This is a genomic window from Vibrio sp. B1FIG11 (genome assembly GCF_905175335.1).
Taxonomy (GTDB): Bacteria; Pseudomonadota; Gammaproteobacteria; order Enterobacterales; family Vibrionaceae; genus Vibrio; species Vibrio campbellii.
Map to the genome: position 1 here is coordinate 3,025,729 of NZ_HG992751.1, position 25,290 is coordinate 3,051,018.

Here is a 25,290-nt window from a genome sequence, read left to right on the forward strand (position 1 = left end):
TTTCTCCGATTTATTCATCTTCTTTGGGCGACGAATAGTAATTCATTTTTCTTAAGCAGAAGAACTGCTCAGCAATGAAAGTTATTATACTGTTGATTCATACAGTGTCCATACCTGTATGAAAAAAATTTGGCTGACCTATAGCCATGATTTGCTCTAGCCCTTATCAACGCTGGGCTAAAACAATTTAAGAAATTCTAGAGCAGATGTTGATGCAATTGAGTCAGTGCATGCTCGACCGCTTTTTTGCGAACTTGTGCACGGTCACCAGTGAAATGCATGGTTTCTACTTGCTGCCAACTTTGGTTATCAACAAAAGCAAAACAGACTGTACCGACAGGTTTCTCCTCACTGCCTCCTCCCGGGCCAGCAATACCGCTGATGGACACGCCGATGGTGGCATTTGAGTTTCTAATTGCGCCCTGCACCATTTCAATCACAACTGGCTCACTCACTGCACCATGCGCATCTAATGTTGAAGCCTGTACGCCAAGCATCTCCATTTTAGCCTCGTTACTGTAAGTAACGAACGCGCGATCAAGCCACGCTGAACTACCAGCAATGTCAGTAATGGCGGTTGCAACACCACCGCCTGTACATGATTCTGCCGTCGTTAAAACATGTCCGTGCTTAGCCAATAATGCGCCTAAATCGGCACTCAATTTTGTTGCTCTTTCCATAGCCAAAAATGCCCTTTGTCTCTTTTTACTTGATAGGGATTCACGTATCCTAAGCCGCTACGGAAATAAACAAAAGTACTTACCTGTGAAAGCTGAACAAAAACACACTCCGATGATGCAGCAATATCTCAAGCTAAAGGCTGAGAACCCAGAAATCTTGCTGTTTTACCGCATGGGCGACTTCTACGAACTCTTCTACGACGATGCTAAACGCGCATCTCAATTGCTTGATATTTCGTTGACCAAACGTGGTGCATCGGCAGGTGAACCTATCCCGATGGCTGGTGTTCCATTCCATGCGGTAGAAGGTTATCTGGCTAAACTTGTTCAGCTTGGTGAGTCTGTCGCGATCTGTGAGCAGATTGGCGATCCAGCGACAAGTAAAGGCCCGGTTGAGCGTAAAGTAGTACGCATTGTCACCCCTGGTACGGTGACTGATGAAGCGCTATTGTCTGAGCGTATCGATAACCTGATTGCATCGATTTACCATCACAACGGTAAATTCGGTTACGCGACATTGGATGTAACTTCGGGTCGCTTCCAACTAGTCGAGCCGGAAACCGAAGAAGCGATGGCCGCAGAGCTGCAACGCACCGCACCTCGTGAGCTACTCTTCCCAGAAGATTTTGAACCCGTACATTTGATGTCGAACCGTAACGGTAACCGTCGTCGCCCGGTCTGGGAGTTCGAGCTAGATACCGCTAAACAGCAATTGAACCAACAATTTGGTACGCGCGATTTGGTAGGCTTTGGGGTTGAACATGCTTCACTCGGTCTGTGTGCTGCGGGTTGTTTGATCCAATACGTAAAAGATACTCAGCGCACTGCCCTACCGCACATTCGTTCATTGACGTTTGATCGCCAAGATCACTCTGTCATTCTTGATGCCGCTACACGTCGCAACTTAGAGCTGACGCAAAACCTATCAGGCGGCACTGATAACACGCTAGCTGAAGTGCTCGATCACTGTGCGACCCCAATGGGCAGCCGTATGCTAAAACGTTGGTTGCACCAGCCAATGCGCTGTGTTGATACCCTTAACAACCGTCTTGATGCGATTGGTGAAATCAAAGATCAAAGCTTGTTCACCGACATTCAACCAATCTTCAAACAAATTGGTGATATTGAACGTATCCTCGCTCGTTTGGCACTTCGCTCGGCACGTCCGCGCGATATGGCTCGTCTGCGCCATGCGATGCAACAACTGCCAGAGTTGGAAGCTGTCACTTCTTCTCTAGCTCACCCATACCTTAAAAAGCTGGCTCAGTTTGCTGCGCCATTAGATGAGGTATGTGATTTACTCGAGCGTGCAATCAAAGAAAACCCGCCAGTGGTTATTCGTGAAGGTGGCGTGATTGCAGAGGGCTACAATGCTGAGCTTGATGAATGGCGCAAACTTGCAGACGGTGCAACCGAGTATCTAGAAAAACTCGAAGCTGACGAACGCGAACGTCATGGTATCGACACCCTAAAAGTTGGCTATAACGCTGTACACGGTTTCTTCATTCAGGTTAGTCGTGGTCAAAGCCACTTGGTTCCACCACACTATGTACGTCGCCAAACGCTGAAAAACGCAGAACGCTACATCATTCCTGAGTTAAAAGAGCACGAAGACAAGGTACTGAACTCTAAATCAAAAGCGCTAGCAGTAGAGAAAAAACTGTGGGAAGAGCTGTTTGATTTGTTGATGCCAAACCTTGAGAAGATGCAAAACCTTGCTTCAGCGATTTCTCAGTTAGACGTACTACAAAACCTAGCCGAGCGTGCAGATTCACTTGATTACTGCCGCCCAACTTTGGATAAAGAAGCGGGCATCAGCATTCAAGCCGGCCGTCACCCTGTCGTTGAACAAGTGACTAGCGAACCATTTATTGCCAACCCGATTGAGCTTAGTTCAAACCGTAAGATGCTGATCATCACTGGTCCAAACATGGGTGGTAAATCGACCTATATGCGCCAAACCGCATTGATTGCTTTGATGGCTCACATTGGTTCATACGTACCTGCAGAATCGGCTCATATTGGCTCTTTAGACCGCATCTTTACTCGTATCGGTGCATCTGATGATTTGGCCTCTGGTCGCTCAACCTTCATGGTAGAAATGACTGAAACAGCCAACATTCTTCACAACGCTACTAAGAACAGCTTGGTGCTAATGGATGAGATCGGTCGCGGTACCAGTACTTACGATGGCCTGTCTTTGGCATGGGCAAGTGCAGAATGGCTTGCGACTCAAATTGGCGCAATGACGCTGTTCGCAACGCACTACTTCGAACTGACTGAGCTACCAAACCTACTGCCAAACTTAGCCAATGTTCATCTTGATGCAGTAGAACACGGAGACAGCATTGCCTTTATGCACGCAGTTCAAGAAGGCGCGGCAAGCAAATCTTACGGTCTAGCGGTTGCTGGTTTAGCGGGTGTTCCAAAACCAGTCATCAAGAATGCTCGTAACAAGCTGTCGCAACTTGAGCAATTAGGTCAAGGAACTGACTCACCTCGTCCGAGTACTGTTGATGTAGCAAACCAACTTAGTCTGATCCCAGAGCCAAGTGATGTTGAACAAGCATTGTCGAACATCGATCCTGATGATCTAACACCGCGTCAGGCATTGGAAGAACTTTACCGCTTGAAGAAGATGCTCTAGTTTCTGAAGTGATCCTGTAAAACGCAAAAAGGCTATGGTCACCCATAGCCTTTTGTTTATTCTGAATTCGCCTCTACAGCGGTCTTTGTTTAGTCGTCTTCTACGTTGAACAGGTTTTCCATATTCAGACCTTGTTTGATCAAGATCTCGCGTAGTCGACGTAAACCTTCCACCTGGATCTGACGAACACGTTCGCGTGTTAGACCAATCTCACGTCCCACTTCTTCAAGTGTTGATGGCTCATAGCCAAGCAGACCAAAACGACGCGCTAGCACTTCTTTCTGTTTTGGATTCAGCTCTTCTAGCCAATGGATCAATGAAGATTTGATGTCATCGTCCTGAGTGGAAACTTCAGGATCCGAGTTGTTGGCATCAGGAATAATATCCAGTAGCGCTTTCTCGCCGTCACCACCAATCGGTGTATCGACAGAGCTAATGCGCTCATTAAGGCGAAGCATTTTGCTTACGTCTTCTACTGGGATATCTAACTGTGCAGCAATCTCTTCTGCTGTTGGTTCATGGTCGAGCTTCTGAGAAAGTTCACGCGCAGTACGCAGATAAATGTTCAGCTCTTTAACCACATGAATTGGCAGACGGATTGTACGAGTTTGATTCATCAACGCACGTTCGATCGTTTGGCGAATCCACCACGTCGCGTAAGTTGAGAAACGGAAGCCTCTTTCTGGATCAAACTTCTCTACCGCACGAATCAGACCTAAATTACCTTCTTCAATGAGATCAAGAAGTGCTAGACCACGATTGCTGTATCGACGAGAGATCTTCACTACAAGACGCAAGTTACTTTCGATCATACGTTTGCGAGCAGCTTCATCGCCACGCAGCGCACGTCGAGCATAAAGTACTTCTTCTTCTGCCGTGAGTAGAGGTGAAAAACCAATTTCGCCTAAGTAAAGCTGAGTTGCATCTAGGCTCTTACTGCTCGCGTCGAATTCTTCGCGTGCTGCTGTTTTGGTTCGGTTGGATGTTTTTTCAAGCTCGTTGTTAGCAATGCCTTCCGTTGATGCATTGTCATATTCGAACTCTTCAACTTTGGTTACTGTGTTGCTGATACTCATAACGCCTCCCCCTGGCGAGTTAGCAAGACATGACAACTCAATATGTCGCTAAATGATGTCGCAAGTTGTTATTCAAAGTTTTAAGGTAAATAGCGCTTTGGATTCACTGACTTACCTTGGTAGCGAATTTCAAAGTGAAGTTTGACGGATTTTGAACCTGAACTACCCATGGTCGCAATTTTTTGTCCGCTCTTAACACTTTGTCCTTCTGAAACCAGCAATCTGTCATTGTGTGCGTATGCGCTTAAATAATTGTCGTTATGCTTCACTATAATTAGGTTGCCATAACCTCGTAGCGCATTACCTGAGTACACAACTGTGCCGGCTGCGGTTGAAACGATAGGCTGACCACGCTGTCCTGCGATGTCGATGCCTTTATTTCCCTGTTCTCCCGCTGAGAAGTTCTTGATTACTCTCCCTTTTGTTGGCCATAACCACTTAGATACTTTGTCATTTTTCGCCGTAGTTACTGGTGGTTTTGGCTTAACATTTTGGTTACCTTTTGACCCAACATACTCCTTTGGTTTGGATTGTTCAACCTTCTTTGGCGGCTGTTTTTGTGCAACTTGAGTCGTAGTTGGCTTAGGTTGTTGAGTAGAGCTTTTACTTGAATTTGACGACTTTGACGCTGTTGATGTTTTAGTCACTGGAGCAGGTTTCGCCGCAACTACCGGAGCTACAACGGGTTCCACTTTATGGCCATATTTAGGTGCGACATATTTCGGGGCCCAAAGTTTTAGCTTCTGCCCCGGAAAAATCGTGTAAGGCGCAGACAATTCATTGTAACGAACAAGATCATTTACATTCTTATCTGTGACGTAGGCAATAAAATAAAGGGTATCACCTTTCTTTACTTCGTAATAACTCCCTCTATAGCTGCCACGTTCAACCGCTGAGTAATCTTTGTTTAAGCTAGAAACAGGTGCAGGTGAGTGAGCCGCGCAACCAACCAGTCCCGCAGCCAACAAACAGCTAATACCAAAACGATGTAATAACTTCTTCACCTAGTCTTTAACCCTTAAGCTAAATCACCTGCAACTAATGGCACAAATCTTACCATTTCTACCACGGTCGACAGATATTGTTCACCCTGACGTTCAATTTTTAATAGTTGTTGCTCTTCTTCACCAACAGGAATGATCATCTTACCGCCCTCTTTCAGCTGGGATAAAAGTGCTTGGGGAACACTTTCCGCTGCCGCAGTGACGATAATCGCATCGAACGGGCCTTTCGCTTCCCACCCGAGCCAACCATCTCCGTGTTTAGTAGAGACGTTATAGATATCCAGTTGTTTCAGACGACGCTTAGCATCCCATTGCAGAGACTTAATGCGTTCAACTGAATAGACATGATCAACAATTTGAGCAAGGACTGCTGTTTGGTAGCCCGAGCCCGTGCCAATCTCTAAAACATTGCTGTCCGATTTCAAATCGAGCAGCTCTGTCATTTTTGCAACGATGTAAGGCTGAGAAATGGTTTGCCCCTGACCAATCGGCAACGCATTGTTGTCGTACGCTTGGTGCATCATTGCTTGTGAGACAAAGCTCTCACGCGGCAGTCGATAAATCGCATCCAACACTCGTTGATCACTGATGCCACTGGAGATAAGAAATGCTATCAACCTGTCAGCATGTGGGTTAGTCATTAATTCTCTTCCTTTAACCAACTGTCCATTGCGCGCAGCGACTCATGAGCAGTGAGATCGACTTGCAGTGGTGTGATTGAAACAAAGCCATGTTCAATCGCGTAAAAGTCCGTACCGATACCGGCATCTTGCTCTTTGCCCGGAGGACCGAGCCAATAGATATCATGTCCACGCGGATCTTTCTGCTTGATCATATTCTCAGCGTGATGACGCGCACCTAAGCGAGTCACTTCAATCTCACCAAGCTCTTCAAACGGAAGATCAGGGACGTTCACATTCAATAGACGGTTGGTTGGAATTGGGCGAATCAGATGCTGCTCAACCAACTGGCGAGCAATTTTAGCAGCCGATTCAAAATGTTGTTTACCGACTAGAGAAAAAGCGATCGCCTGCACTCCAAGGAAGTGCCCTTCCATCGCAGCAGCCACCGTACCGGAGTACAACACGTCATCACCTAGGTTTGCGCCGTGATTGATGCCTGACAGCACGAGGTCTGGCAGGTCATCTTTCATCAACTCGTTCAGCGCAAAGTGCACGCAGTCTGTTGGTGTACCTTGCACAGAGAAGGTCTTCGGCGCTATCTCGGTAACACGCAGTGGTTGCTCTAATGTCAATGAGTTAGAAGCACCAGAGCGGTTTCTATCCGGCGCAACGATCGTCACTTCAGCAATGCTTCTTAGCTCATCAGCAAGCGCATGAATTCCCTGAGCATGAACACCGTCATCATTGCTGAGCAGTATTCTTAATGGCTTCGCGTTGTGTGAATCCATTTCCATTAATATTCTCTTTCTACCTTTTCTTCGATAACCAATTCGCGCACGATTGAAGTCGCAAAGGAGCCCGCATCCAGCGAGAACGTCAGTGTGATGTTGTTACCATCGACAGTCCAAGCTAAGTCTTGTGGCTTGAGTGCGATATCGCGGCGGTCGTGACGCATGCGGTTACCACGAATCAGTGCCATCAAATCTGGTTCTTCATCTAAGAACGGTTGTTCTAAGGTTAGCGCATCCGCTTGAGTTGGTAGCGCGTTATCACCCGCCAGTGCAGCAGTGATCGCCACTTGGCTTTGAGCCAATTGCGCTTGTAGAGCAGCCATGTTGCTTGCGTCAACTAACTGAGTACCAGAAGCTGTCTGTGCCACATCACCATCGATGAACTTGTCAAACACACCATTCTCCAGGCGAGCGGAAACAATGCGGTTGAAGATCCATGAACGAGCTGCTGACAGGTACATGCTACGCTTGTTTTGATTACGGGTACGAACGTTCTCGCGTCCCCATCGACGTGCTTCTTCAAGGTTGTTGCCATCGTTACCAAAACGCTGGCTACCAAAGTAGTTCGGTACACCCACTTGTTTCACTTTTTCAAGGCGTTGCTCAACATCCGCTACATCTGTCACTTCAGACAAAGTCACCACGAACTCGTTCCCTACTAGGTCTCCAGGACGCAGTTTTTTATTGTGACGATCCGTTGCAAGGATTTCGATGCTTGGGTATTGCGCCAAAAATGCTGAAAAGTCTGGCGTTTCACCTTTTGGTAAATGCACACTTAGCCATTGTTCAGTCACAGCATGACGGTCTTTAAGGCCCGCCCAGCTAACGTCTTTCGACTTAACACCACAGGCTTTTGCTAGTTCGTTAGCAACAAAACTGGTGTTCTCACCTGTTTTACGGATACGAACCATTAAGTGCTCGCCTTCACCCGTAAAGGCAAAACCTAAATCTTCGCGAACCTGAAAATGCTCTGGGTGCGCTTTGATTTTTGCAGATGCAACTGGCTTACCTGTTAGGTAAGCCAATGAAGATAAAATGTCTGACATGATGTATTTCCGCTGATATCACAGCTTAGAGGAGCAAATTGCTAATTATTGCTTAAACAGAAGTACAACTGCTTCCGTTGCAATGCCTTCTTTGCGTCCAGTAAAGCCAAGACGTTCTGTCGTCGTTGCTTTTACGTTAATGTTGCTAATGTCGGTTTCGAGGTCTTCGGCAATGGCAGCACACATTGCGTCAATGTGCGGTGCCATCTTCGGCGCTTGTGCCATGATAGTGACATCTGCATTACCAAGACGGTAGCCTTGCTCTTTGACTCGACGGTAAACGTCTTTCAGTAGTTCACGACTATCTGCGCCTTTCCATTTGTCATCCGTATCAGGGAAGTGACGACCAATATCGCCTGCAGCAATCGCGCCAAGCAGGGCATCCGTTAACGCATGCAGCGCAACATCACCGTCAGAGTGTGCAATCAAACCTTGTTCGTAAGGGATCGCTACGCCACCAATGATTACCGGACCTTCACCACCGAATTTATGTACGTCGAAACCATGACCAATTCGAATCATTTTTTATCCTTTCTTTATTCGCCGCGCTCACGGCTGAGATAAAACTCGGCTAGCGCAAGATCTTCTGGCTGAGTAATTTTAATATTATTCGCATTCCCTTGAACAAGTGCAGACTTCTCGCCTAACCACTCCAAAGCCGAAGCTTCATCAGTAATGGTTGCACCTTGTTCCAATGCGTCAGCCAGCGCTTGGGTAAGCTGCTGAGTTTTAAACATTTGTGGAGTCAGTGCATGCCACAATGCTTCTCTATCTACCGTATGATCGATATTTTGTGCCGCGTTTGCTCGCTTCATCGTGTCTCTCACTGGAGACGCGAGAATGCCACCCGTAGGATGAGCGCAACAAACATCAATCAAACGGTCAATGTCGGATGTTAATACACACGGTCTTGCCGCGTCGTGGACTAATACCCACTCGCTTTCTAGATGTGTACTTACATAGTTTAGCCCTGATAACACAGAGTCTGCCCTTTCTTTGCCACCAGCTACACGAATCACATCAGGATGTTGAGCAATGGACAGTTCAGGGTAGTATGGGTCGCCGTCGGTAATAGCCACGACAACCTTAGAAATCTTTGGGTGAGAAAGCAGTTTCTCTACGGTATGTTCCAGTACCGCTTTGCCGTCAATCAACAGGTATTGTTTTGGGCGATCTGCCTTCATGCGGCTGCCAACTCCTGCGGCAGGCACAATAGCAATATGGGTTGGAGTGTTCGTTTCCAACATATTAATGCTCTTCCTCATCGACAATTCGGTAGAAGGTTTCGCCATCTTTAACCAAACCAAGTTCATGACGCGCACGTTCTTCGATTGCATCAAGACCTTGTCGTAAGTCATCAATCTCAGCGAACATCTCGTTATTACGAGCTTGCAGCTTGCTGTTTACTTGTTGCTGCACTTCAATTTCATCTTCTACTGTGTAGTAGTCAGACACCCCATTTTTGCCAAACCAGAGGGTATATTGAAGCCAGCCAAACAGTAACGTAAGGGCTATAACAAAGATTCGCATATCGTTGCTAACATTCTGTACCGGAAGGGATTAGATAAGGTGACATATATAGCATAAATGCGTGATTGGCTCTAGGGCATAAAAAGAGACTCACACGCTCCTTACAGGAAAAAAGCAGCAAAATGAAACAAAGAGATTCCCGACTCTCTCCTTCGTCGTTCTAGGGAATGACAAATGAACATGAGCGAAAGACATCAAAAAGCAAAGTCAATTCTCATATCGCCAAGTGAAGCGATCTCGAAGAGCCAAGTCCGTACCACCTCTCGAAGCGAAGCGTTCTCGAAGGGCGAAGCCCGTTCCCGCCTCTCGAAGCGAAGCGTTCCTGAAGGGCAAAGCCCGTTCCCATATGTCAGATACAAAAACGCCCCGCAAGTGCGAGGCGTTTTCAAAAGCTTTAAGTTAAGCTGTTAATTCAGTTAAGAATTAAGCTTGACCTTTAACTTCTTTAAGACCGTTGAAAGGAGCGCGCTCACCTAGAGCTTCCTCGATACGGATAAGTTGGTTGTACTTAGCAACACGGTCAGAACGGCTCATAGAACCAGTCTTGATTTGACCTGCAGCTGTACCTACCGCTAGATCAGCGATAGTTGCATCTTCAGTTTCGCCAGAACGGTGAGAGATTACTGCAGTGTAACCTGCGTCTTTAGCCATCTTGATTGCAGCTAGAGTCTCAGTTAGAGAACCGATTTGGTTGAACTTGATAAGGATAGAGTTAGCTACGCCTTTCTCGATACCTTCAGCAAGGATCTTAGTGTTAGTAACGAATAGATCGTCACCTACTAGTTGAAGCTTGTCACCTAGTAGTTCAGTTTGGTGCTTGAAGCCAGCCCAATCAGACTCGTCTAGACCGTCTTCGATAGAAACGATTGGGAATTGGTTAGCTAGCTCAGCTAGGTAGTGGTTGAACTCTTCAGAAGTGAAAGTTTTACCTTCGCCTTTCATGTTGTAGATGCCAGCTTCTTTGTCGAAGAACTCAGATGCTGCACAGTCCATAGCTAGAGTAACGTCTTTACCTAGTTCGTAACCAGCAGCTGCAACAGCTTCTGCGATAACTTCTAGAGCTTCAGCGTTAGACTTAAGGTTTGGAGCGAAACCACCTTCGTCACCAACTGCAGTGCTGTAGCCTTTAGACTTAAGAACTTTAGCTAGGTTGTGGAATACTTCTGCACCGATACGTAGACCTTCTTTAAGAGTCTTAGCGCCAACTGGTTGGATCATGAACTCTTGGATGTCAACGTTGTTGTCTGCGTGCTCACCACCGTTGATGATGTTCATCATTGGTAGAGGCATAGAGAACTGACCAGCTGTGCCGTTTAGCTCAGCGATGTGCTCGTATAGAGGCATGCCTTTAGCTGCTGCTGCAGCTTTAGCGTTTGCTAGAGAAACAGCTAGGATAGCGTTCGCACCGAACTTAGATTTGTTTTCAGTGCCGTCTAGTTCGATCATTACTGCGTCGATTGCAGCTTGGTCTTTAGCGTCTTTGCCAACTAGAGCTTCAGCGATTGCGCCGTTTACAGCTTCAACAGCTTTAAGAACACCTTTACCTAGGAAACGTGCTTTGTCACCGTCACGTAGCTCAAGAGCTTCGCGAGAACCAGTAGATGCGCCAGATGGAGCTGCTGCCATACCTACGAAACCGCCTTCTAGGTGTACTTCAGCTTCTACAGTTGGGTTACCACGTGAGTCGATGATTTCACGACCTAGAACTTTAACGATCTTAGACATTAATGTTTCCTCTCGTTTCAAATATAAATGTCAATTTTAAAGGGCAGCAGCACAACCTTCGCCGCTGCCCGTATCCTTTTACTTCTCGAATTCGCCGCGAGCGTTTTGGCCAGCAGCTTTAACGAAACCTGCGAATAGTGGGTGACCATCGCGAGGCGTCGAGGTGAATTCTGGGTGGAATTGAGCCGCTACAAACCATGGGTGAGCTGGGTTCTCAATCATTTCCACTAGTTTCTTGTCCGCTGATAGGCCAGATACTTTCAGACCTGCTTTCTCGATTTGCGGACGAAGATTGTTGTTTACTTCGTAACGGTGACGGTGACGCTCATGAATTGTCGCGTTGCCGTATAGTTCACGAGCTTTCGTACCTTTCTCTAGGTGACATAGCTGTGAACCAAGACGCATCGTACCACCTAGGTCAGACGTTTCAGTACGTTCTTCAACTTTACCTTCGCCGTCTACCCATTCAGTGATCAAACCTACCACAGGGTACTTAGTGTCTTTGTTAAATTCTGTTGAATGTGCACCTTCCATACCCGCTACGTTACGCGCGTATTCGATAAGTGCTACTTGCATGCCTAGACAGATACCTAGGTAAGGTACTTTGTTTTCACGAGCGTATTGTGCTGCGCGAATCTTACCTTCGATACCACGGTCACCGAAGCCGCCAGGTACTAGGATTGCATCTAGACCTTCAAGTACTTCTACGCCTTTCGTCTCAACATCTTGAGAGTCTACGTATTTAATTGTGACGTTTAGACGGTTTTTCAAGCCTGCGTGTTTAAGTGCTTCGTTTACTGACTTGTAAGCATCTGGTAGTTCGATGTATTTACCGACCATACCGATAGTTACTTCACCAGTTGGGTTCGCTTCTTCGTAGATAACCTGTTCCCATTCAGACAGGTCAGCTTCTGGTGCGTTGATACCAAAGCGAGCACAAACTAGGTCATCTAGACCTTGAGACTTAACAAGTTGAGGGATCTTGTAGATAGAATCTACGTCCTTCATTGAGATAACTGCTTTTTCTTGTACGTTACAGAAAAGAGCGATTTTCTTACGCTCGTTCGCTGGGATCATACGATCAGAGCGACAAACTAGAATATCTGGTTGGATACCGATAGACAGCAGCTCTTTAACAGAGTGCTGAGTTGGCTTAGTTTTCACTTCACCTGCAGCTGCTAGGTAAGGAACTAGCGTTAGGTGCATGAACATTGCGCGTTCACGGCCTAGTTCTACAGCAAGCTGACGGATAGCTTCCATAAATGGTAGTGATTCGATATCACCTACCGTACCACCGACTTCAACGATAGCAACATCATGGCCTTCAGAACCTGCGATTACGCGGTCTTTGATAGCATTAGTGATGTGAGGGATAACCTGAATGGTTGCACCTAGGTAATCACCGCGACGTTCTTTACGTAGTACGTCTGCATAAACACGACCAGCAGTGAAGTTGTTACGCTTAGTCATCTTGGTGCGGATGAAACGCTCGTAGTGACCAAGGTCAAGGTCAGTCTCTGCGCCATCTTCCGTAACGAACACTTCACCGTGTTGAGTTGGGCTCATTGTGCCTGGATCAACGTTGATGTAAGGGTCAAGCTTCATCATAGTCACTTTAAGACCACGAGCTTCTAGAATAGCGGCAAGAGATGCTGCTGCAATACCTTTACCTAGAGAGGATACAACCCCGCCAGTAACAAAAATGTAATTTGTCGTCATGTTTAACCTGAAATTGGTTGAATGAGGGAAATGGAGTGCTTCTGGACGGGACGTAAATATACCAGAAGCTCCTAACCGCCACAACGTGAAATCTATCACACCGTAATTTTTTATTTTTTGCTTCAAATCAAATTCGAGTATTCATGCAATTTCAGCTTCGCTCTTCCCGTTTCACTTCATCCCACATGGAATCGAGTTCATCTAGAGTAAAGTCTGTGAGCTGCTTACCGTGCGCTGCAACTTTAGTTTCCACGCCTTTAAAGCGTTTCGAGAACTTTAAGTTGGCTTTTGCCAGTGCTACTTCTGGGTCTTTCCCTAAGTGACGCGACAGGTTCACGGTAGCAAATAAAAGATCGCCTAATTCAAGTTCGACTTTTTCCTCATCCGGCGTAATTTGAAGCGCTTCTTCCATTACCTCTTCAATTTCTTCCTGCACTTTGCCTACAACCGGGCCAAGCGAGTCCCAATCGAAGCCAAATTTTGCGCACTTTTTCTGGATCTTTGTAGCACGCGAAAGCGCAGGTAGAGAGTTTGGTATTGAGTCTAGAATACTTTCTTCAGCTTTGCCTACTTGTGCTTTCTCTTTCGCTTTTTCCGCTTCCCAGTTTGCATTAATCGCTTCTTCAGAATCGAACTCTACTTCTGAAAAAACATGAGGATGGCGACGCGTCAGCTTTTCATTAACCGTTTCTACCACGTCAGAAAACTCGAACAATCCCTGCTCTTTTGCCATTTGGCTGTAGAAAATCACTTGGAACAACAAGTCACCCAACTCTTCTTGTAAGTTCGGCCAATCACGGTTTTGAATCGCATCCACCACTTCGTAGGTTTCTTCGATAGTGTGCGGAACAATGGTGTCGAAGGTCTGCTTTAAATCCCAAGGGCAACCGCTTTCTGGGTCACGCAGCTTCGCCATAATTTGTTCTAACTGTTCAATTGGATGACTCATTTTCTGTTCCTTTAAACCTTTCTATCTAAAGAAAAAGGTGAGCGGCCAAAACCACTCACCTTTGTTATATGTTGATCAATTCTCTAAATAATTGAAGCTGTAGCTAGGCGGCAAGCGAGCGAGACTCCTGAGCATAGCCTGCCTATGTGATGGAGCGAGTGAGCTTAGGCAACAACGCTATCAGCTTCAAGTATGACGAGAATTTTAGCCTAAGCGCTTCACCGACATTACATCCTTGATCTGCTCAACACGCTTCGAAACGCGTGAGAACACTTCAAGGTTGGTCACTTCAAGGTCAAAGTCCATGATCGACATTTGCGTGCGGTAATCGACACGGCTCTTCATGCTGGTGACTTTAATTTTCTCGTTCGCAAATAGCGTTGTGATGTCTTTTAGTAGACCGCCACGTTCCATCGCTTCAACACGAACCGTCAAGATGTAAGAGCCGACAAAGCCGCTACCCCAAACGGTATCAATGATACGTTCTGGAGCGTGATGGCGAAGTTCTTCCAGCTGCTCACAATCGCTACGGTGCACCGAAATACCACGACCTTGAGTGATGTAACCTGAGATCTCATCACCTGGGATCGGCTGACAACAGCGCGCTAGGTGCGTCATTAAGTTATCGACACCTTCTACCACAACCGCATCTTTCTTCGGACGACTTTGTGCTGGAGCACGATTTTCTGCTTCTTGCAGTTTTTCTAGCGCTTGCTGGTCTTCCTCTTCCGCGGTTGGTTTGTTTACCAACGCGTTGATGTGGTTGATGATCTGGTTGATGCGCAAGTCACCACTACCAATACCAACATACAATTCATCGGCGCTATTGACGTTAAAGCGTTTCAGCGCGTACTGGTCTGCGTCTTTCAGTGTCGCGCCGATTTTCGCCAATTCGTGCTCTAGGATTTCACGACCCGCTTCTAAGTTCTTCTCACGACTTTGTTTGCGGAACCATGCGTTGATTTTGGCACGTGCTCGGCTCGACGTCACAAAGCCCAGCGTCGGGTTCAACCAGTCACGTGAAGGGTTTGGCTCTTTCTGAGTGATGATTTCAACCTGATCGCCCATTTGCAGTTTATGAGTGAACGGGACGATACGACCCGCCACTTTGGCACCGATACAACGGTGCCCCACTTCTGAGTGAATGTGGTAAGCGAAATCGAGCGGGGTTGCGCCCATTGGTAGGTCGACAACATCGCCACGTGGGGTAAAGGCATACACGCGGTCATCAAATACCTGACTACGCAGCTCGTCCAACATCTCGCCAGAGTCGGACATTTCTTCTTGCCAATCGAGTAGCTTACGTAGCCATGTGATCTTCTCATCGTAACCGCTGCGGCTGCTTGCACCTTCTTTATATTTCCAGTGCGCTGCAACACCGAGCTCAGAATCTTCGTGCATTTCTTTAGTACGAATCTGGATCTCGATGGTCTTACCTTCAGGACCAAGAATCACGGTATGAATAGACTGGTAGCCGTTTGGTTTCGGGTTTGCTACGTAATCGTCGAACTCGCTTGGTAGGTGTTTATATTTGGTGTGAACCACACCTAGAGCGGCATAACAGTCTTGAAGTTTGTCAGCGATGATACGTACCGCACGTACGTCAAACAATTCATCAAACGCCAGACTCTTCTTCTGCATTTTGCGCCAGATACTGTAGATGTGCTTTGGACGACCACTGACTTCTGCGTTGATGCCGCATACCGTCATTTCTTGGGTAAGGTCGTCGACAAAGTCTTTGATGTATTGTTCACGGACAATACGACGCTCAGCCAATTGCTTCGCGATTTGTTTGTAGGTTTCTGGCTGTTGATAGCGGAAAGCGTAATCTTCGATTTCCCATTTCAACTGACCAATGCCAAGGCGGTTTGCCAGAGGCGCATAGATGTTTGCACACTCTTTTGCCGCTGCACGACGAACTTCGTCCGGCGCTTTTTTTACTTCAATCAGGTTGCAGATACGTTCCGCCAGCTTGATGACCACGCAGCGGAAATCATCCACCATTGCCAACAGCATGCGACGAACGTTATCTACTTGAGACGAGGCAGCACCACCATCCATTGTTACATTTAGTTGACCAATTGCCGCCATTTCGTCGACGCCATCGATCAGCTTAATGATTTCTTTGCTGTATTTTTCCTCAAGGAGCTCTCTATCAAAAGCACCACTTGAGACCAAAGGGAACAGTTGCGCCGCGACAAGTGTCGCTTTGTCCATCGACAAGGTGATCAAGATTTCGATCATCTCTCGTCCACGCCACAACAAAAGCTCCGCCTGCTCGTTATCCGCCAACACAGATTGGCAGTCACGATACACTTCGGTTAAGCGTTTCGCTGTGTTCTTCTCTTGACCTAGGCTAGCCACCCAGCTTTCAAGTTCAAACTGTTCATCTTGGTTTAAATGCGCGCTTCTTACCGCAACCATCTCATCATCCTAATTATTATATTTGTGTGGTTTGACTAACACCATCCAGGTTAGTTCTTGTGCCAAGCCTTAAGCGTTGGCTTATTGACCACCCTCCACGAGTAAGTGATCAATAAAGTCCCAATTATCAGGACTTTTCAAACAGTGCCATCGACTCTAGATGGCTGGTATGAGGGAACATGTCCAGCATACCTAATTTGGTTAATTGGTAGCCTTGCTCCAGCAAGCTCTGACTATCCCTTGCAAGGGTAGCAGGATTACAAGAAACATAAACTATACGGCGTGCGCCAAGCACAGAAACTTGATCAATGATCCCACTCGCACCCGCACGTGCTGGATCGAGCAGCACTTTGTCGAATTGTTCAGCCGCCCAAACTTGCCCTTCAAAATCTTGCTCAAGGTTAGCGTGATAAAATCGAGCGTTATTGATTTGGTTCAAAGATGCATTGTTTGCTGCCTTTTCCACCATTTCTGCCACACCTTCTACGCCAACTACGTGTTTTGCACGTTTCGCGATAGGCAAACTGAAGTTACCCAAGCCACAGAACAAATCTAACACTCGCTCGTCACTTTTTGGGTCTAACCAATCCACAGCCTGAGCAACCATTTTCTGGTTTACCGCTTGGTTCACTTGAATAAAGTTATTCGGCGTAAATGGTACAGTAACACCGGCTTCTTGATAGAAAGGCACTTCGCCCTCAACCAAATCAAGCTGATCCGTTTCAGGCATCAGATAGAGCGATGCCTGGTGACGCTTCGCCAATTCCACCAAGGTATTGGTTTCTTTTTCAGTCAACTTGTTTAGGTGACGCAATGTAATGCATGGACCATTATCACCTAGCACCAACTCTACGTGACCAAGTTGCTCTGGCTTCTTAAACGCTTTTAACGTCGAGTAGATTTCTGGCAATAGCGCATTCAACTCAGGTGCGAGCACAGGACAATCCGTCACTTGTGCAATTTGCTTACTCTGCTTTTTACGGAAACCAAAGTGCAGCTGACGAGTCTTTTTGTCCACGAACAAGCTCACACGAGCACGGCGACGGTAGCCAAGAGATTCACCCAACACAGGCGCATCCAACTCGATATCACTGCCGGCAAATTTTCTCATTAACTGACGAAGCGTTTGCTGCTTGTGCGTCAATTGTTGGTCATAGTTCAGGTGCTGCAGGTCACAGCCACCGCATTCATGGTAATGGGGACAAAATGGCTCCACGCGAGCGTCACTCGGTTTAAGGATTTTAATCAACTTACCGCGAGCGAACTTGCTCTTTTCTTCCACCAATTGGGTTACCACTTCCTCACCCGGTAGCGCACCATCAATAAACAATGGTTTCTTCTTAAGGTAAGCAATGCCTGCGCCGTGATGATCCAAACGCTCTACTTGCACCGCTTGGTGACGGGTATTCAATTGCGTTTTCTTTTTAGGTTGAAAGATACGTGCCATGCTCTGTGCCTGATTTGTGTCTAATTGCTCTACTGCTTCACTATTCTTGCTTGCAGCCGTTGTGTGATTCGAGTGACTTGATTATGCTTACCGTTTATCCGGTGACGTCACTTTTTTGCTCAAGGCTTTATCGTGCGCTTGAGAAATAATGCGTTATTTTCCCATATCCAGACTCCGATGTAATTAGATAACATGACCAGATATGGCTTAAGAGCACGTGTAATTACACTAACTCTCGCTCCCACTCTTATTATTGGTTTATTACTGAGCGGCTTTTTCTCATTCAACCGCTACCAAGACCTAGAGAAACAAGTTATCACCACAGGTAATAGCATTATCGAACCGCTTGCGATTGCCAGTGAAACTCACCTGCTTTCCGAAAGCCGCGAGGCCGTTCGTCGCCTTATCAGTTACGCTCACCGCAAAAATTCGAAACTGGTTCGCAGTATTGCGGTATTCGATGAAAATCATGAGCTTTTCGTCACTTCTAACTTCCATCCCAATTTTGAAGCTCTGATGTTCCCGAAGGATAAACCGATCCCTCAGTTAGGGGACTCGGAAATCTTCGATAACTCGCTTATTCTTCGCGTGCCGATTCTATCTGAAGGTCACTATCTTTCGGAGCTCTCAAATGAGAATCAGGGCACAAAAGCCATCGGCTACATCGCCGTAGAAATGGATCTTTCGTCACTTCGCTTGCAGCAATATCAAGAAGTCTTCTCTGCCTTCTTGGTGTTGATCCTCGGTCTTGGTCTCGCGAGTGTGTTCGCCTCTCGCCTCATGCATGATGTAACCCAGCCGATCACCCACATGAAGAATGTTGTGGACCGCATTCGTCGTGGTCACCTTGATGTGCGTATCGAGGGAAAAATGCATGGTGAGTTAGACCAGTTGAAAAACGGTATCAACGCCATGGCGGTTTCGCTATCGGAATACCACGTTGAGATGCAGCACAGTATAGACCAAGCGACGTCAGACTTGCGTGAGACTCTGGAACAGCTAGAGATTCAGAACGTAGAGTTAGACATCGCTAAGAAGCGTGCCCAAGAAGCAGCACGCGTGAAATCCGAATTCTTGGCGAACATGTCTCACGAGCTTCGTACTCCACTTAATGGCGTGATTGGCTTTACCCGCCAGATGCTGAAAACACAGCTATCGAACAGTCAAACGGATTACTTGCAGACTATTGAGAAGTCCGCAAATAACCTACTGAATATCATCAACGACATCCTCGACTTCTCGAAACTGGAAGCCGGCAAGCTAGCACTGGAAAACATTCCGTTTGAATTCCGAGAAAGCTTAGAGGAAGTAATCAACCTACAAGCCACCAGCGCGCACGAGAAAGGTTTGGAGATCACCTTGAAAGTGGATCCGAAGATCCCGCAAGGCTTGGTGGGTGACCCGCTTCGTATCCAACAAATCCTTACTAACTTGGTCGGTAACTCCATCAAATTTACTGAGCGCGGTAATATCGACATCAGCGTTGAGATGCGCTCACAATCTGGTGATTCGGTCGAACTGCAATTCATGGTGCGCGATACGGGTATTGGTATCTCCGAACGTCAGCAAGCGCAGTTGTTCCAAGCATTTAGCCAAGCGGATGCGAGTATCTCACGTCGCTACGGCGGTACTGGTCTTGGTCTGGTTATCACCCAGAAACTGGTAAGCCAGATGGGCGGCGAAATCAGTCTAACCAGTCGCCTACACCAAGGTTCTACCTTCTGGTTTACGGTTCGCTTGCACTCAACTGAAATGCCAATGAGCGATCTGATTGAAGTCGAACTACTAACTGGTAAGCAATTGCTGTTGGTTGAACCGAACATGCAAGCGGCGTCAGTGACACAGCAGATCCTGAGCCAAGAAGGCATTCTGGTGACCTACCGCTCTTCACTGCCAGAGAACGACGAGAACTACGATTACGTCTTGTTGAACTTGGCTGCCAACCAAACCTACGATGATCAATCGGTAGCGGCTTGGATTGAGCAAGCCAAACGCATGGCTCCGAGTGTGATCATGGGTACGCCAAGTACCGAACTGGCACTGGCAGACCAAGTGATGAACGATCATCAGATCCAATGTCTGACCAAGCCATTATCGCGTCGTAAGCTTCTACAAAGCCTAATCACGGATCACGTCGAAACACCACAAGCGGTGATTGCACAAATTGAGCCAGTGATGAACGAACGCTTACCACTGACGGTGCTTGCGGTTGATGATAACCCTGCCAACTTGAAACTGATCTCTGCGCTATTGAAAGAGCGGGTAGAAACGGTAACGGCATGTAGTAATGGTCAACAAGCGGTGAATCTCGCAACTGAAAAGAAATACGATCTGATCTTCATGGACATTCAAATGCCATTGATGGACGGCGTGACCGCTTGTCAGCACATTAAAGAGCTAGAGCTGAACAAAGACACCCCAGTGATTGCGGTAACCGCGCATGCCATGGCGGGTGAGCGTGACCGACTACTGGCTGCGGGGATGGATGACTACCTAACCAAGCCAATTGAAGAACATGTTCTGCAACAGGTTTTGGTTCATTGGAACCCAAATACCTGTACTGAGAGTGTAGACAAAATCGCGCCTTCTTATGTCGAACCTGTTGTGGAGACTGCGCCACCAGCACCAGAAAAACCACAGCAAGATGTTATCATCGACTGGCAAGCAGCGTTAAAGCAGAGTGCCAACAAAGAAGACTTAGCTAAAGACATGCTGCGCATGCTGATTGATTTTATTCCTGAGGTGGAAGAAGTGGTCGATCAAGCATTAGAGCAAGAAGACTTCTCGCGTGATGACCTTATCCATGTGGTGCATAAACTTCACGGCAGCAGCTCTTACTGCGGTGTGCCGAGATTAAAGTCTCTGTGTGCGACCTTGGAACAAGCGCTGCGCTCGGGTGCTGACATCGAAGACATCGAACCAGAAATGTTCGAACTGCAAGATGAGATGATTAAAGTCACCACGACGGCGAAACTCTATCTTGAGCAGTAGAGAATAACCGAGTAAATCATAGACATAAAAAAGCCAGAGCATCGACTCTGGCTTTTCGTATTCGGTTATTAATCCGTAATCAGACAAATTAGGATTCAAAAATCACCGTCGCGACCGCGTAATGGCGTTCATCCGAAATCGACAGATGAACATGATTGACGCCCATCGACTCGGCGATTTGTTTCGCCACACCGGATATGGTCAATACCGGTTTACCGAACTCATCATTCGAAACCGTAAAATCATGAAAGGTCACGCCTTTTGCGATGCCAGTTCCTAACGCTTTTGAGGCCGCCTCTTTTACTGCGAAACGCTTCGCAAGGTAGCGCCCTTTTTGCTTCAATTCAGCAAACTTAACCATTTCATCTTGCGACAAAATGCGCTTTGCAAAGGGCTCACCCGTTCGACCGAGCGCTTTTTCAATGCGCTCAATCTCTGCGATGTCAGTGCCTAATCCTAAAATTGCCATACTTAAATCTGATTACTTACGAGCCGCAACCATGATGGCTTTCATTTCTGCCACAGATTTTTCTAGACCATCGAAAACCGCACGACCAATGATCGAGTGACCGATGTTCAGCTCGTAGATTTCTGGCAGTGCTGCGATTGGTGCAACGTTGTGGTAAGTCAGACCGTGACCTGCGTTTACGATGATACCTAGGTCATCAGCGTAGCTTGCACCTGCTGCGATCTTCTTCAGTTCATCCTGCTGATCTTCTTCTGTTGTCGCGTCTGCGTAGTGACCAGTGTGAAGCTCAATGTAAGGTGCGCCACAAGCTTTTGCCGCATCGATCTGTTGACGGTCAGCATCGATGAACAAAGATACTTTGATGCCTGCTTCGGTTAGCTTTTGCGTTGCCGCCTTCACTTTCTCAAGTTGACCCACAACGTCCAGACCACCTTCTGTTGTCAACTCTTCACGTTTTTCAGGAACCAGACAAACGAACTCAGGCTTAGTTTGTAGCGCAATCTCAACCATCTCGTCCGTTACTGCCATTTCAAGGTTCATGCGAGTTTGAATGGTTTCACGTAGGATGCGAACGTCACGATCTAGGATGTGGCGACGGTCTTCACGTAGGTGGATGGTAATACCGTCAGCACCCGCACGCTCTGCGATCTCAGCAGCATGAACTGGATCTGGGTATTTAGTACCACGTGCATTACGTAGAGTGGCAATATGGTCGATATTAACGCCTAAGTAGATTGAGCTCATTTTCCGTTACTCCGTGCTCGATATGTCTGAATGAATAATTCGCGACTTTTTAAAGGTTTGCCGCCAAGATACGGCTTTAATGCCATACGTGTAAAGCGTTTCGCCGCTTTTAATTGCTCTTTAGTGACGAACCGCCGTTCACTAATCGCAATCAATTCATTCCCTAAAAATGTCAGGTTGTCGCGCCTTACTGAAGCTATGAATCCCTTTTGCTCACGATAACGGTAAGTCATCTCAGGATCGACAGGCTCACCCGTTCCGGCACAATGCAAGAAATCGACGCCATAGCCCATTGAAGACAGGAGGGCTAATTCAAAGCGACGTAATCCCGGTTCAGGGTTATCACTCTGAGCCAATTCCGTTAGTGCATGCAGATAATCATGAAACAGCGCAGGCATCGGCACTTCCGCCATTAACACGCGCCCGACTAATTCATTTACGTACATTGCGGAGTAAAGGTTTATCCCGAACAACGGCAAACCCAAACTGATTGGCTCAGCCTGACGTAAGGTTTTCATAGAACCTTTGCCAGACCATTTCAGCAATAGTGGCGTGAAGGGCTGTAATGCCCCTTTAAGATTAGAGCGTTTGCTGCGCGCGCCTTTCGCCATCAGCGTGATACGACCATACTCCTCGCTGAATACATCAAGGATCAAGCTCGATTCACTGTAAGGGCGTCGGTGCAATACAAAGCAGCGCTGGAAGCCTTCTGAAGACTGGTTGCTCATTTCAATCAGTGTGCCTAAGTCGGTAATAAAAAATAAGGAGCCAAGCGGCTCCTTATTTTAATCGATATTATATTTTAGTCGATGTTGGAACGAAGTGTCTTCGTTACCAAACTTACAAGCAACCAAACTTACAGGTCGTCGATGTAACCTAGTGAGCGCAGAGCACGTTCGTCATCTGCCCAACCAGATTTCACTTTTACCCAAGTCTCTAGGTAAACCTTACGACCGAATAGCTCTTCCATATCTAGACGCGCTTCACGACCAATTGTCTTGATCTTCTCGCCGCCTTTACCAATCACCATTTTCTTCTGACCATTACGTTCAACAAGAATTAGGGCGTTGATATGGAAACCATCGGTTTCTGGGTTGTAGTCGAAGCGCTCAATCTCAACGGTAACTGAGTATGGCAGCTCATCACCCGTGAAGCGCATTAACTTCTCACGTACGATTTCTGATGCCATGAAACGCTGAGAGCGGTCCGTCACGTATTCTTCTGGGAAGTGGTGCGTTGCTTTCGGTAGGTGATCACGTACGTGCTTGCGCAGTACTTCAATGTTCTTACCGTGTTTTGCAGAGATTGGCACAACGTCAACGAAGTCCATCTTCTTCGACATGTCCATCATATGCAGCATCACTTCGTTACGATCTTGCACGTTGTCTACTTTGTTCACACAAAGCACAACTGGGAAGTTCGACTTCTGAAGCTTAGTCAGCACCATCTCGTCGTCGTTCGTCCAGTGCGTACCATCCACCAAGAAGAACACTAGGTTCACATCACTTAGAGATGAGTTTGCCGCACGGTTCATCAAGCGGTTAATCGCGCGCTTCTCTTCAATGTGAAGCCCTGGTGTATCTACGTAGATCGCTTGGTAATCGCCGTCTGTGTCCACACCCATGATGCGGTGACGCGTCGTCTGCGGTTTACGAGACGTGATCGAAATCTTCTGACCCAAGATTTTGTTCAGAAGTGTCGACTTACCTACGTTTGGACGACCAACAATCGCAATGAAGCCACAGTGCTGGTTTTCTGGTGAACTTACTTCACCGTGTGATGCGAAAAACGCATCGATATCGAATTCGTTATCAGCCATTCGTTAATTGCTCAAGTGCCGTTTCTGCAGCCGCTTGTTCTGCCTTGCGGCGGCTGGTGCCTTTACCGATTACAGGCTTATCCACACCTGCTACGTCACACTCAACCGTGAACTCTTGGTTGTGCGCTTCACCTTTAATATTAGTCACTGTGTAGACAGGCAGCGGTTTTCTTCTGCCTTGCAGGAACTCTTGTAGGCGAGTTTTTGGATCTTTTTGTGATACGCCAGGCTTGATCGCCTCAAGACGCGAGTTGTACCAGCTCAGTACAATGCCGCGAACTTGTTCAATATCACTATCAAGGTAAATCGCACCAATAATGGCTTCTACCGCATCGGCTAGAATAGAGTCTCGGCGGAAACCGCCACTCTTCAATTCACCTGGACCTAATTTTAAATAATCTCCTAGATCGAATTCACGACCCAGTTCCGCCAATGTGTGCCCACGAACCAAGGTCGCGCGCATACGGCTCATGTCACCTTCGTTCACTTTCGGGAAACGATGGTACAGATCATCAGCGATGACAAAACTTAAAATTGAATCGCCCAGAAACTCAAGACGTTCATTGTGCTTACTGTTGGCGCTGCGGTGAGTCAGCGCCAAGTTGATAAGCCCAGCATCCTTAAATTGGTAGCCGAGCTTTCTCTCTAGTTTCTCAATTGGAGAATTCATACTCTCTCGATATTTGAATGGTTAGTGAATACCACCGATGCGGTTGAAACGCACACCAGTTGGAATCCATGAAGGTAGAACGCTGTCTGCGCCACGATCAAACTCGAAGCTGATCCATATCGCTACAGCTTTACCGACTAAGTTTGCTTCTGGAACAAAGCCCCAGTAACGGCTGTCTGCACTGTTGTCACGGTTATCACCCATAACAAAGTACTGACCTTGTGGTACAACCCACTCGTTAACACCTGGACGTGGCTGGTAGTTCTGCACACGATCACGAGCGAGTGGATTCACCAGAATTTGGTGTTCAACCTCACCCAATTTTTCATTCATCTGAATCAGAGGAATGCCATTTTGGATGAATGGGCTCTCTTCAACATTGCTCAACTTAACTGGCTTACAAGTTGATTCACCTTTCGACTGAATACATACCTGCTTATCCGCAGAGTAACGAACAGTATCACCTGGCAAACCAACCACACGCTTAATGTAGTCAATGTTTGGCTGAGGTGGGTATTTGAATACTACGATGTCGCCACGTTCTGGCTTGCCAGTTTCCACTAGCTGAGTGCGCCATACAGGATCTTTCAATCCGTACGCGTATTTCTCCACCAAAATGAAGTCACCCACTAGTAGGGTTGGCATCATTGAGCCTGAAGGGATTTGGAACGGTTCATAGATAAAAGAACGTAATACCAATACGAATGCAATCACTGGGAAGATAGACACACTGTTCTCTACCCACCACGGTTGGCTTTCTACTTTTTGTAGCGTCACCGCATCCAGACCATTTGCTGTTTGCGCTTGGATCTCCGCTACTTTCGCTTGACGTTTTTTCGCAAACACCAGCTTTTCTAGTAGCCAAACTACGCCAGTTACCAAAGTCACGATAACTAGAATCAGTGAGAATGTATTCGCCATTAAATTCCCTTATCT

Annotated in this window: 22 protein-coding genes; 2 read left to right on the plus strand and 20 right to left on the minus strand. The window is 47.0% G+C overall.

Annotation, left to right across the window (positions count from 1 at the left end; translation table 11 throughout):
- Window positions 1-197: 197 nt before the first annotated feature.
- Entirely contained in the window at window positions 198-680 is a 483-nt protein-coding gene (gene pncC, locus KHO06_RS13965) for a nicotinamide-nucleotide amidase (RefSeq protein WP_105066534.1), read from the minus strand.
- An 85-nt stretch (window positions 681-765) separates the two neighbouring features.
- On the opposite strand from pncC, the gene mutS reads away from it, so the two are divergent.
- Window positions 766-3,327 (plus strand): DNA mismatch repair protein MutS, encoded by a 2,562-nt coding sequence (mutS, locus tag KHO06_RS13970; protein WP_081234591.1) that lies wholly within the window; start codon window positions 766-768, stop codon window positions 3,325-3,327.
- 89 nt (window positions 3,328-3,416) lie between these two features.
- On the opposite strand, the gene rpoS is transcribed toward mutS, so the two are convergent.
- From rpoS to rlmD, 13 genes are all read right to left on the minus strand, one after another.
- Window positions 3,417-4,403: an RNA polymerase sigma factor RpoS gene (gene rpoS / locus KHO06_RS13975; protein WP_005425361.1), complete on the minus strand. Its 987-nt coding sequence runs from the start codon at window positions 4,401-4,403 to the stop codon at window positions 3,417-3,419.
- A gap of 80 nt (window positions 4,404-4,483) precedes the next feature.
- Window positions 4,484-5,407 (minus strand): peptidoglycan DD-metalloendopeptidase family protein, encoded by a 924-nt coding sequence (locus KHO06_RS13980; protein WP_038891105.1) that lies wholly within the window; start codon window positions 5,405-5,407, stop codon window positions 4,484-4,486.
- 14 nt (window positions 5,408-5,421) lie between these two features.
- Window positions 5,422-6,048 (minus strand): protein-L-isoaspartate(D-aspartate) O-methyltransferase, encoded by a 627-nt coding sequence (locus KHO06_RS13985; RefSeq protein ID WP_012128909.1) that lies wholly within the window; start codon window positions 6,046-6,048, stop codon window positions 5,422-5,424.
- Window positions 6,048-6,824, minus strand: coding sequence for a 5'/3'-nucleotidase SurE (surE, locus tag KHO06_RS13990; protein ID WP_005531673.1), 777 nt, complete (start codon window positions 6,822-6,824; stop codon window positions 6,048-6,050). The genes KHO06_RS13985 and surE overlap by 1 nt, the downstream gene beginning before the upstream one ends.
- The gene (gene truD, locus KHO06_RS13995) at window positions 6,824-7,867 is read right to left on the minus strand and encodes a tRNA pseudouridine(13) synthase TruD (protein WP_212581766.1); all 1,044 of its coding nucleotides are present in this window, start codon (window positions 7,865-7,867) and stop codon (window positions 6,824-6,826) included. The genes surE and truD overlap by 1 nt, the downstream gene beginning before the upstream one ends.
- Window positions 7,868-7,912: 45 nt before the next feature.
- Window positions 7,913-8,389 (minus strand): 2-C-methyl-D-erythritol 2,4-cyclodiphosphate synthase, encoded by a 477-nt coding sequence (ispF, locus tag KHO06_RS14000; RefSeq protein ID WP_005425365.1) that lies wholly within the window; start codon window positions 8,387-8,389, stop codon window positions 7,913-7,915.
- A 14-nt stretch (window positions 8,390-8,403) separates the two neighbouring features.
- Complete coding sequence (gene ispD / locus KHO06_RS14005) at window positions 8,404-9,114, minus strand: 2-C-methyl-D-erythritol 4-phosphate cytidylyltransferase (RefSeq protein WP_212581767.1); 711 nt, start codon at window positions 9,112-9,114, stop codon at window positions 8,404-8,406.
- Window position 9,115: 1 nt separating this feature from the next.
- Window positions 9,116-9,397: a cell division protein FtsB gene (gene ftsB, locus KHO06_RS14010; protein WP_005452106.1), complete on the minus strand. Its 282-nt coding sequence runs from the start codon at window positions 9,395-9,397 to the stop codon at window positions 9,116-9,118.
- Between the two features lie 423 nt (window positions 9,398-9,820).
- Window positions 9,821-11,122, minus strand: a complete 1,302-nt coding sequence (gene eno / locus KHO06_RS14015; protein WP_005425372.1) for a phosphopyruvate hydratase — start codon at window positions 11,120-11,122, stop codon at window positions 9,821-9,823.
- A gap of 78 nt (window positions 11,123-11,200) precedes the next feature.
- Complete coding sequence (locus tag KHO06_RS14020; protein ID WP_005531665.1) at window positions 11,201-12,841, minus strand: CTP synthase; 1,641 nt, start codon at window positions 12,839-12,841, stop codon at window positions 11,201-11,203.
- Between the two features lie 151 nt (window positions 12,842-12,992).
- A complete protein-coding gene (mazG, locus tag KHO06_RS14025; RefSeq protein WP_038891109.1) occupies window positions 12,993-13,790 on the minus strand; it encodes a nucleoside triphosphate pyrophosphohydrolase in 798 nt (265 codons plus the stop codon).
- Window positions 13,791-13,994: 204 nt separating this feature from the next.
- Entirely contained in the window at window positions 13,995-16,214 is a 2,220-nt protein-coding gene (gene relA, locus KHO06_RS14030) for a GTP diphosphokinase (RefSeq protein WP_212581768.1), read from the minus strand.
- Window positions 16,215-16,341: 127 nt separating this feature from the next.
- Window positions 16,342-17,661, minus strand: a complete 1,320-nt coding sequence (gene rlmD / locus KHO06_RS14035) for a 23S rRNA (uracil(1939)-C(5))-methyltransferase RlmD (protein WP_212581769.1) — start codon at window positions 17,659-17,661, stop codon at window positions 16,342-16,344.
- Between the two features lie 192 nt (window positions 17,662-17,853).
- Here rlmD and barA point away from each other — a divergent pair, with 192 nt between their 5' ends.
- Complete coding sequence (gene barA, locus KHO06_RS14040; RefSeq protein ID WP_045451165.1) at window positions 17,854-20,652, plus strand: two-component sensor histidine kinase BarA; 2,799 nt, start codon at window positions 17,854-17,856, stop codon at window positions 20,650-20,652.
- A gap of 88 nt (window positions 20,653-20,740) precedes the next feature.
- Here barA and acpS read toward each other — a convergent pair whose 3' ends face one another.
- The 6 genes from acpS to lepB form a co-directional block, all read right to left on the minus strand.
- A complete protein-coding gene (gene acpS / locus KHO06_RS14045) occupies window positions 20,741-21,121 on the minus strand; it encodes a holo-ACP synthase (RefSeq protein WP_212581770.1) in 381 nt (126 codons plus the stop codon).
- Window positions 21,122-21,133: 12 nt separating this feature from the next.
- A complete protein-coding gene (pdxJ, locus tag KHO06_RS14050) occupies window positions 21,134-21,865 on the minus strand; it encodes a pyridoxine 5'-phosphate synthase (RefSeq protein WP_005426507.1) in 732 nt (243 codons plus the stop codon).
- Complete coding sequence (gene recO / locus KHO06_RS14055) at window positions 21,862-22,593, minus strand: DNA repair protein RecO (RefSeq protein WP_005426504.1); 732 nt, start codon at window positions 22,591-22,593, stop codon at window positions 21,862-21,864. The genes pdxJ and recO overlap by 4 nt, the downstream gene beginning before the upstream one ends.
- A gap of 128 nt (window positions 22,594-22,721) precedes the next feature.
- Entirely contained in the window at window positions 22,722-23,684 is a 963-nt protein-coding gene (gene era / locus KHO06_RS14060; RefSeq protein WP_005531651.1) for a GTPase Era, read from the minus strand.
- Window positions 23,677-24,354, minus strand: a complete 678-nt coding sequence (gene rnc, locus KHO06_RS14065) for a ribonuclease III (RefSeq protein ID WP_005449793.1) — start codon at window positions 24,352-24,354, stop codon at window positions 23,677-23,679. The genes era and rnc overlap by 8 nt, the downstream gene beginning before the upstream one ends.
- Before the next feature lie 21 nt (window positions 24,355-24,375).
- On the minus strand, window positions 24,376-25,275 hold the full coding sequence (lepB, locus tag KHO06_RS14070; protein ID WP_005426502.1) for a signal peptidase I: 900 nt from the start codon (window positions 25,273-25,275) through the stop codon (window positions 24,376-24,378).
- Between the last annotated feature and the right edge of the window lie 15 nt (window positions 25,276-25,290).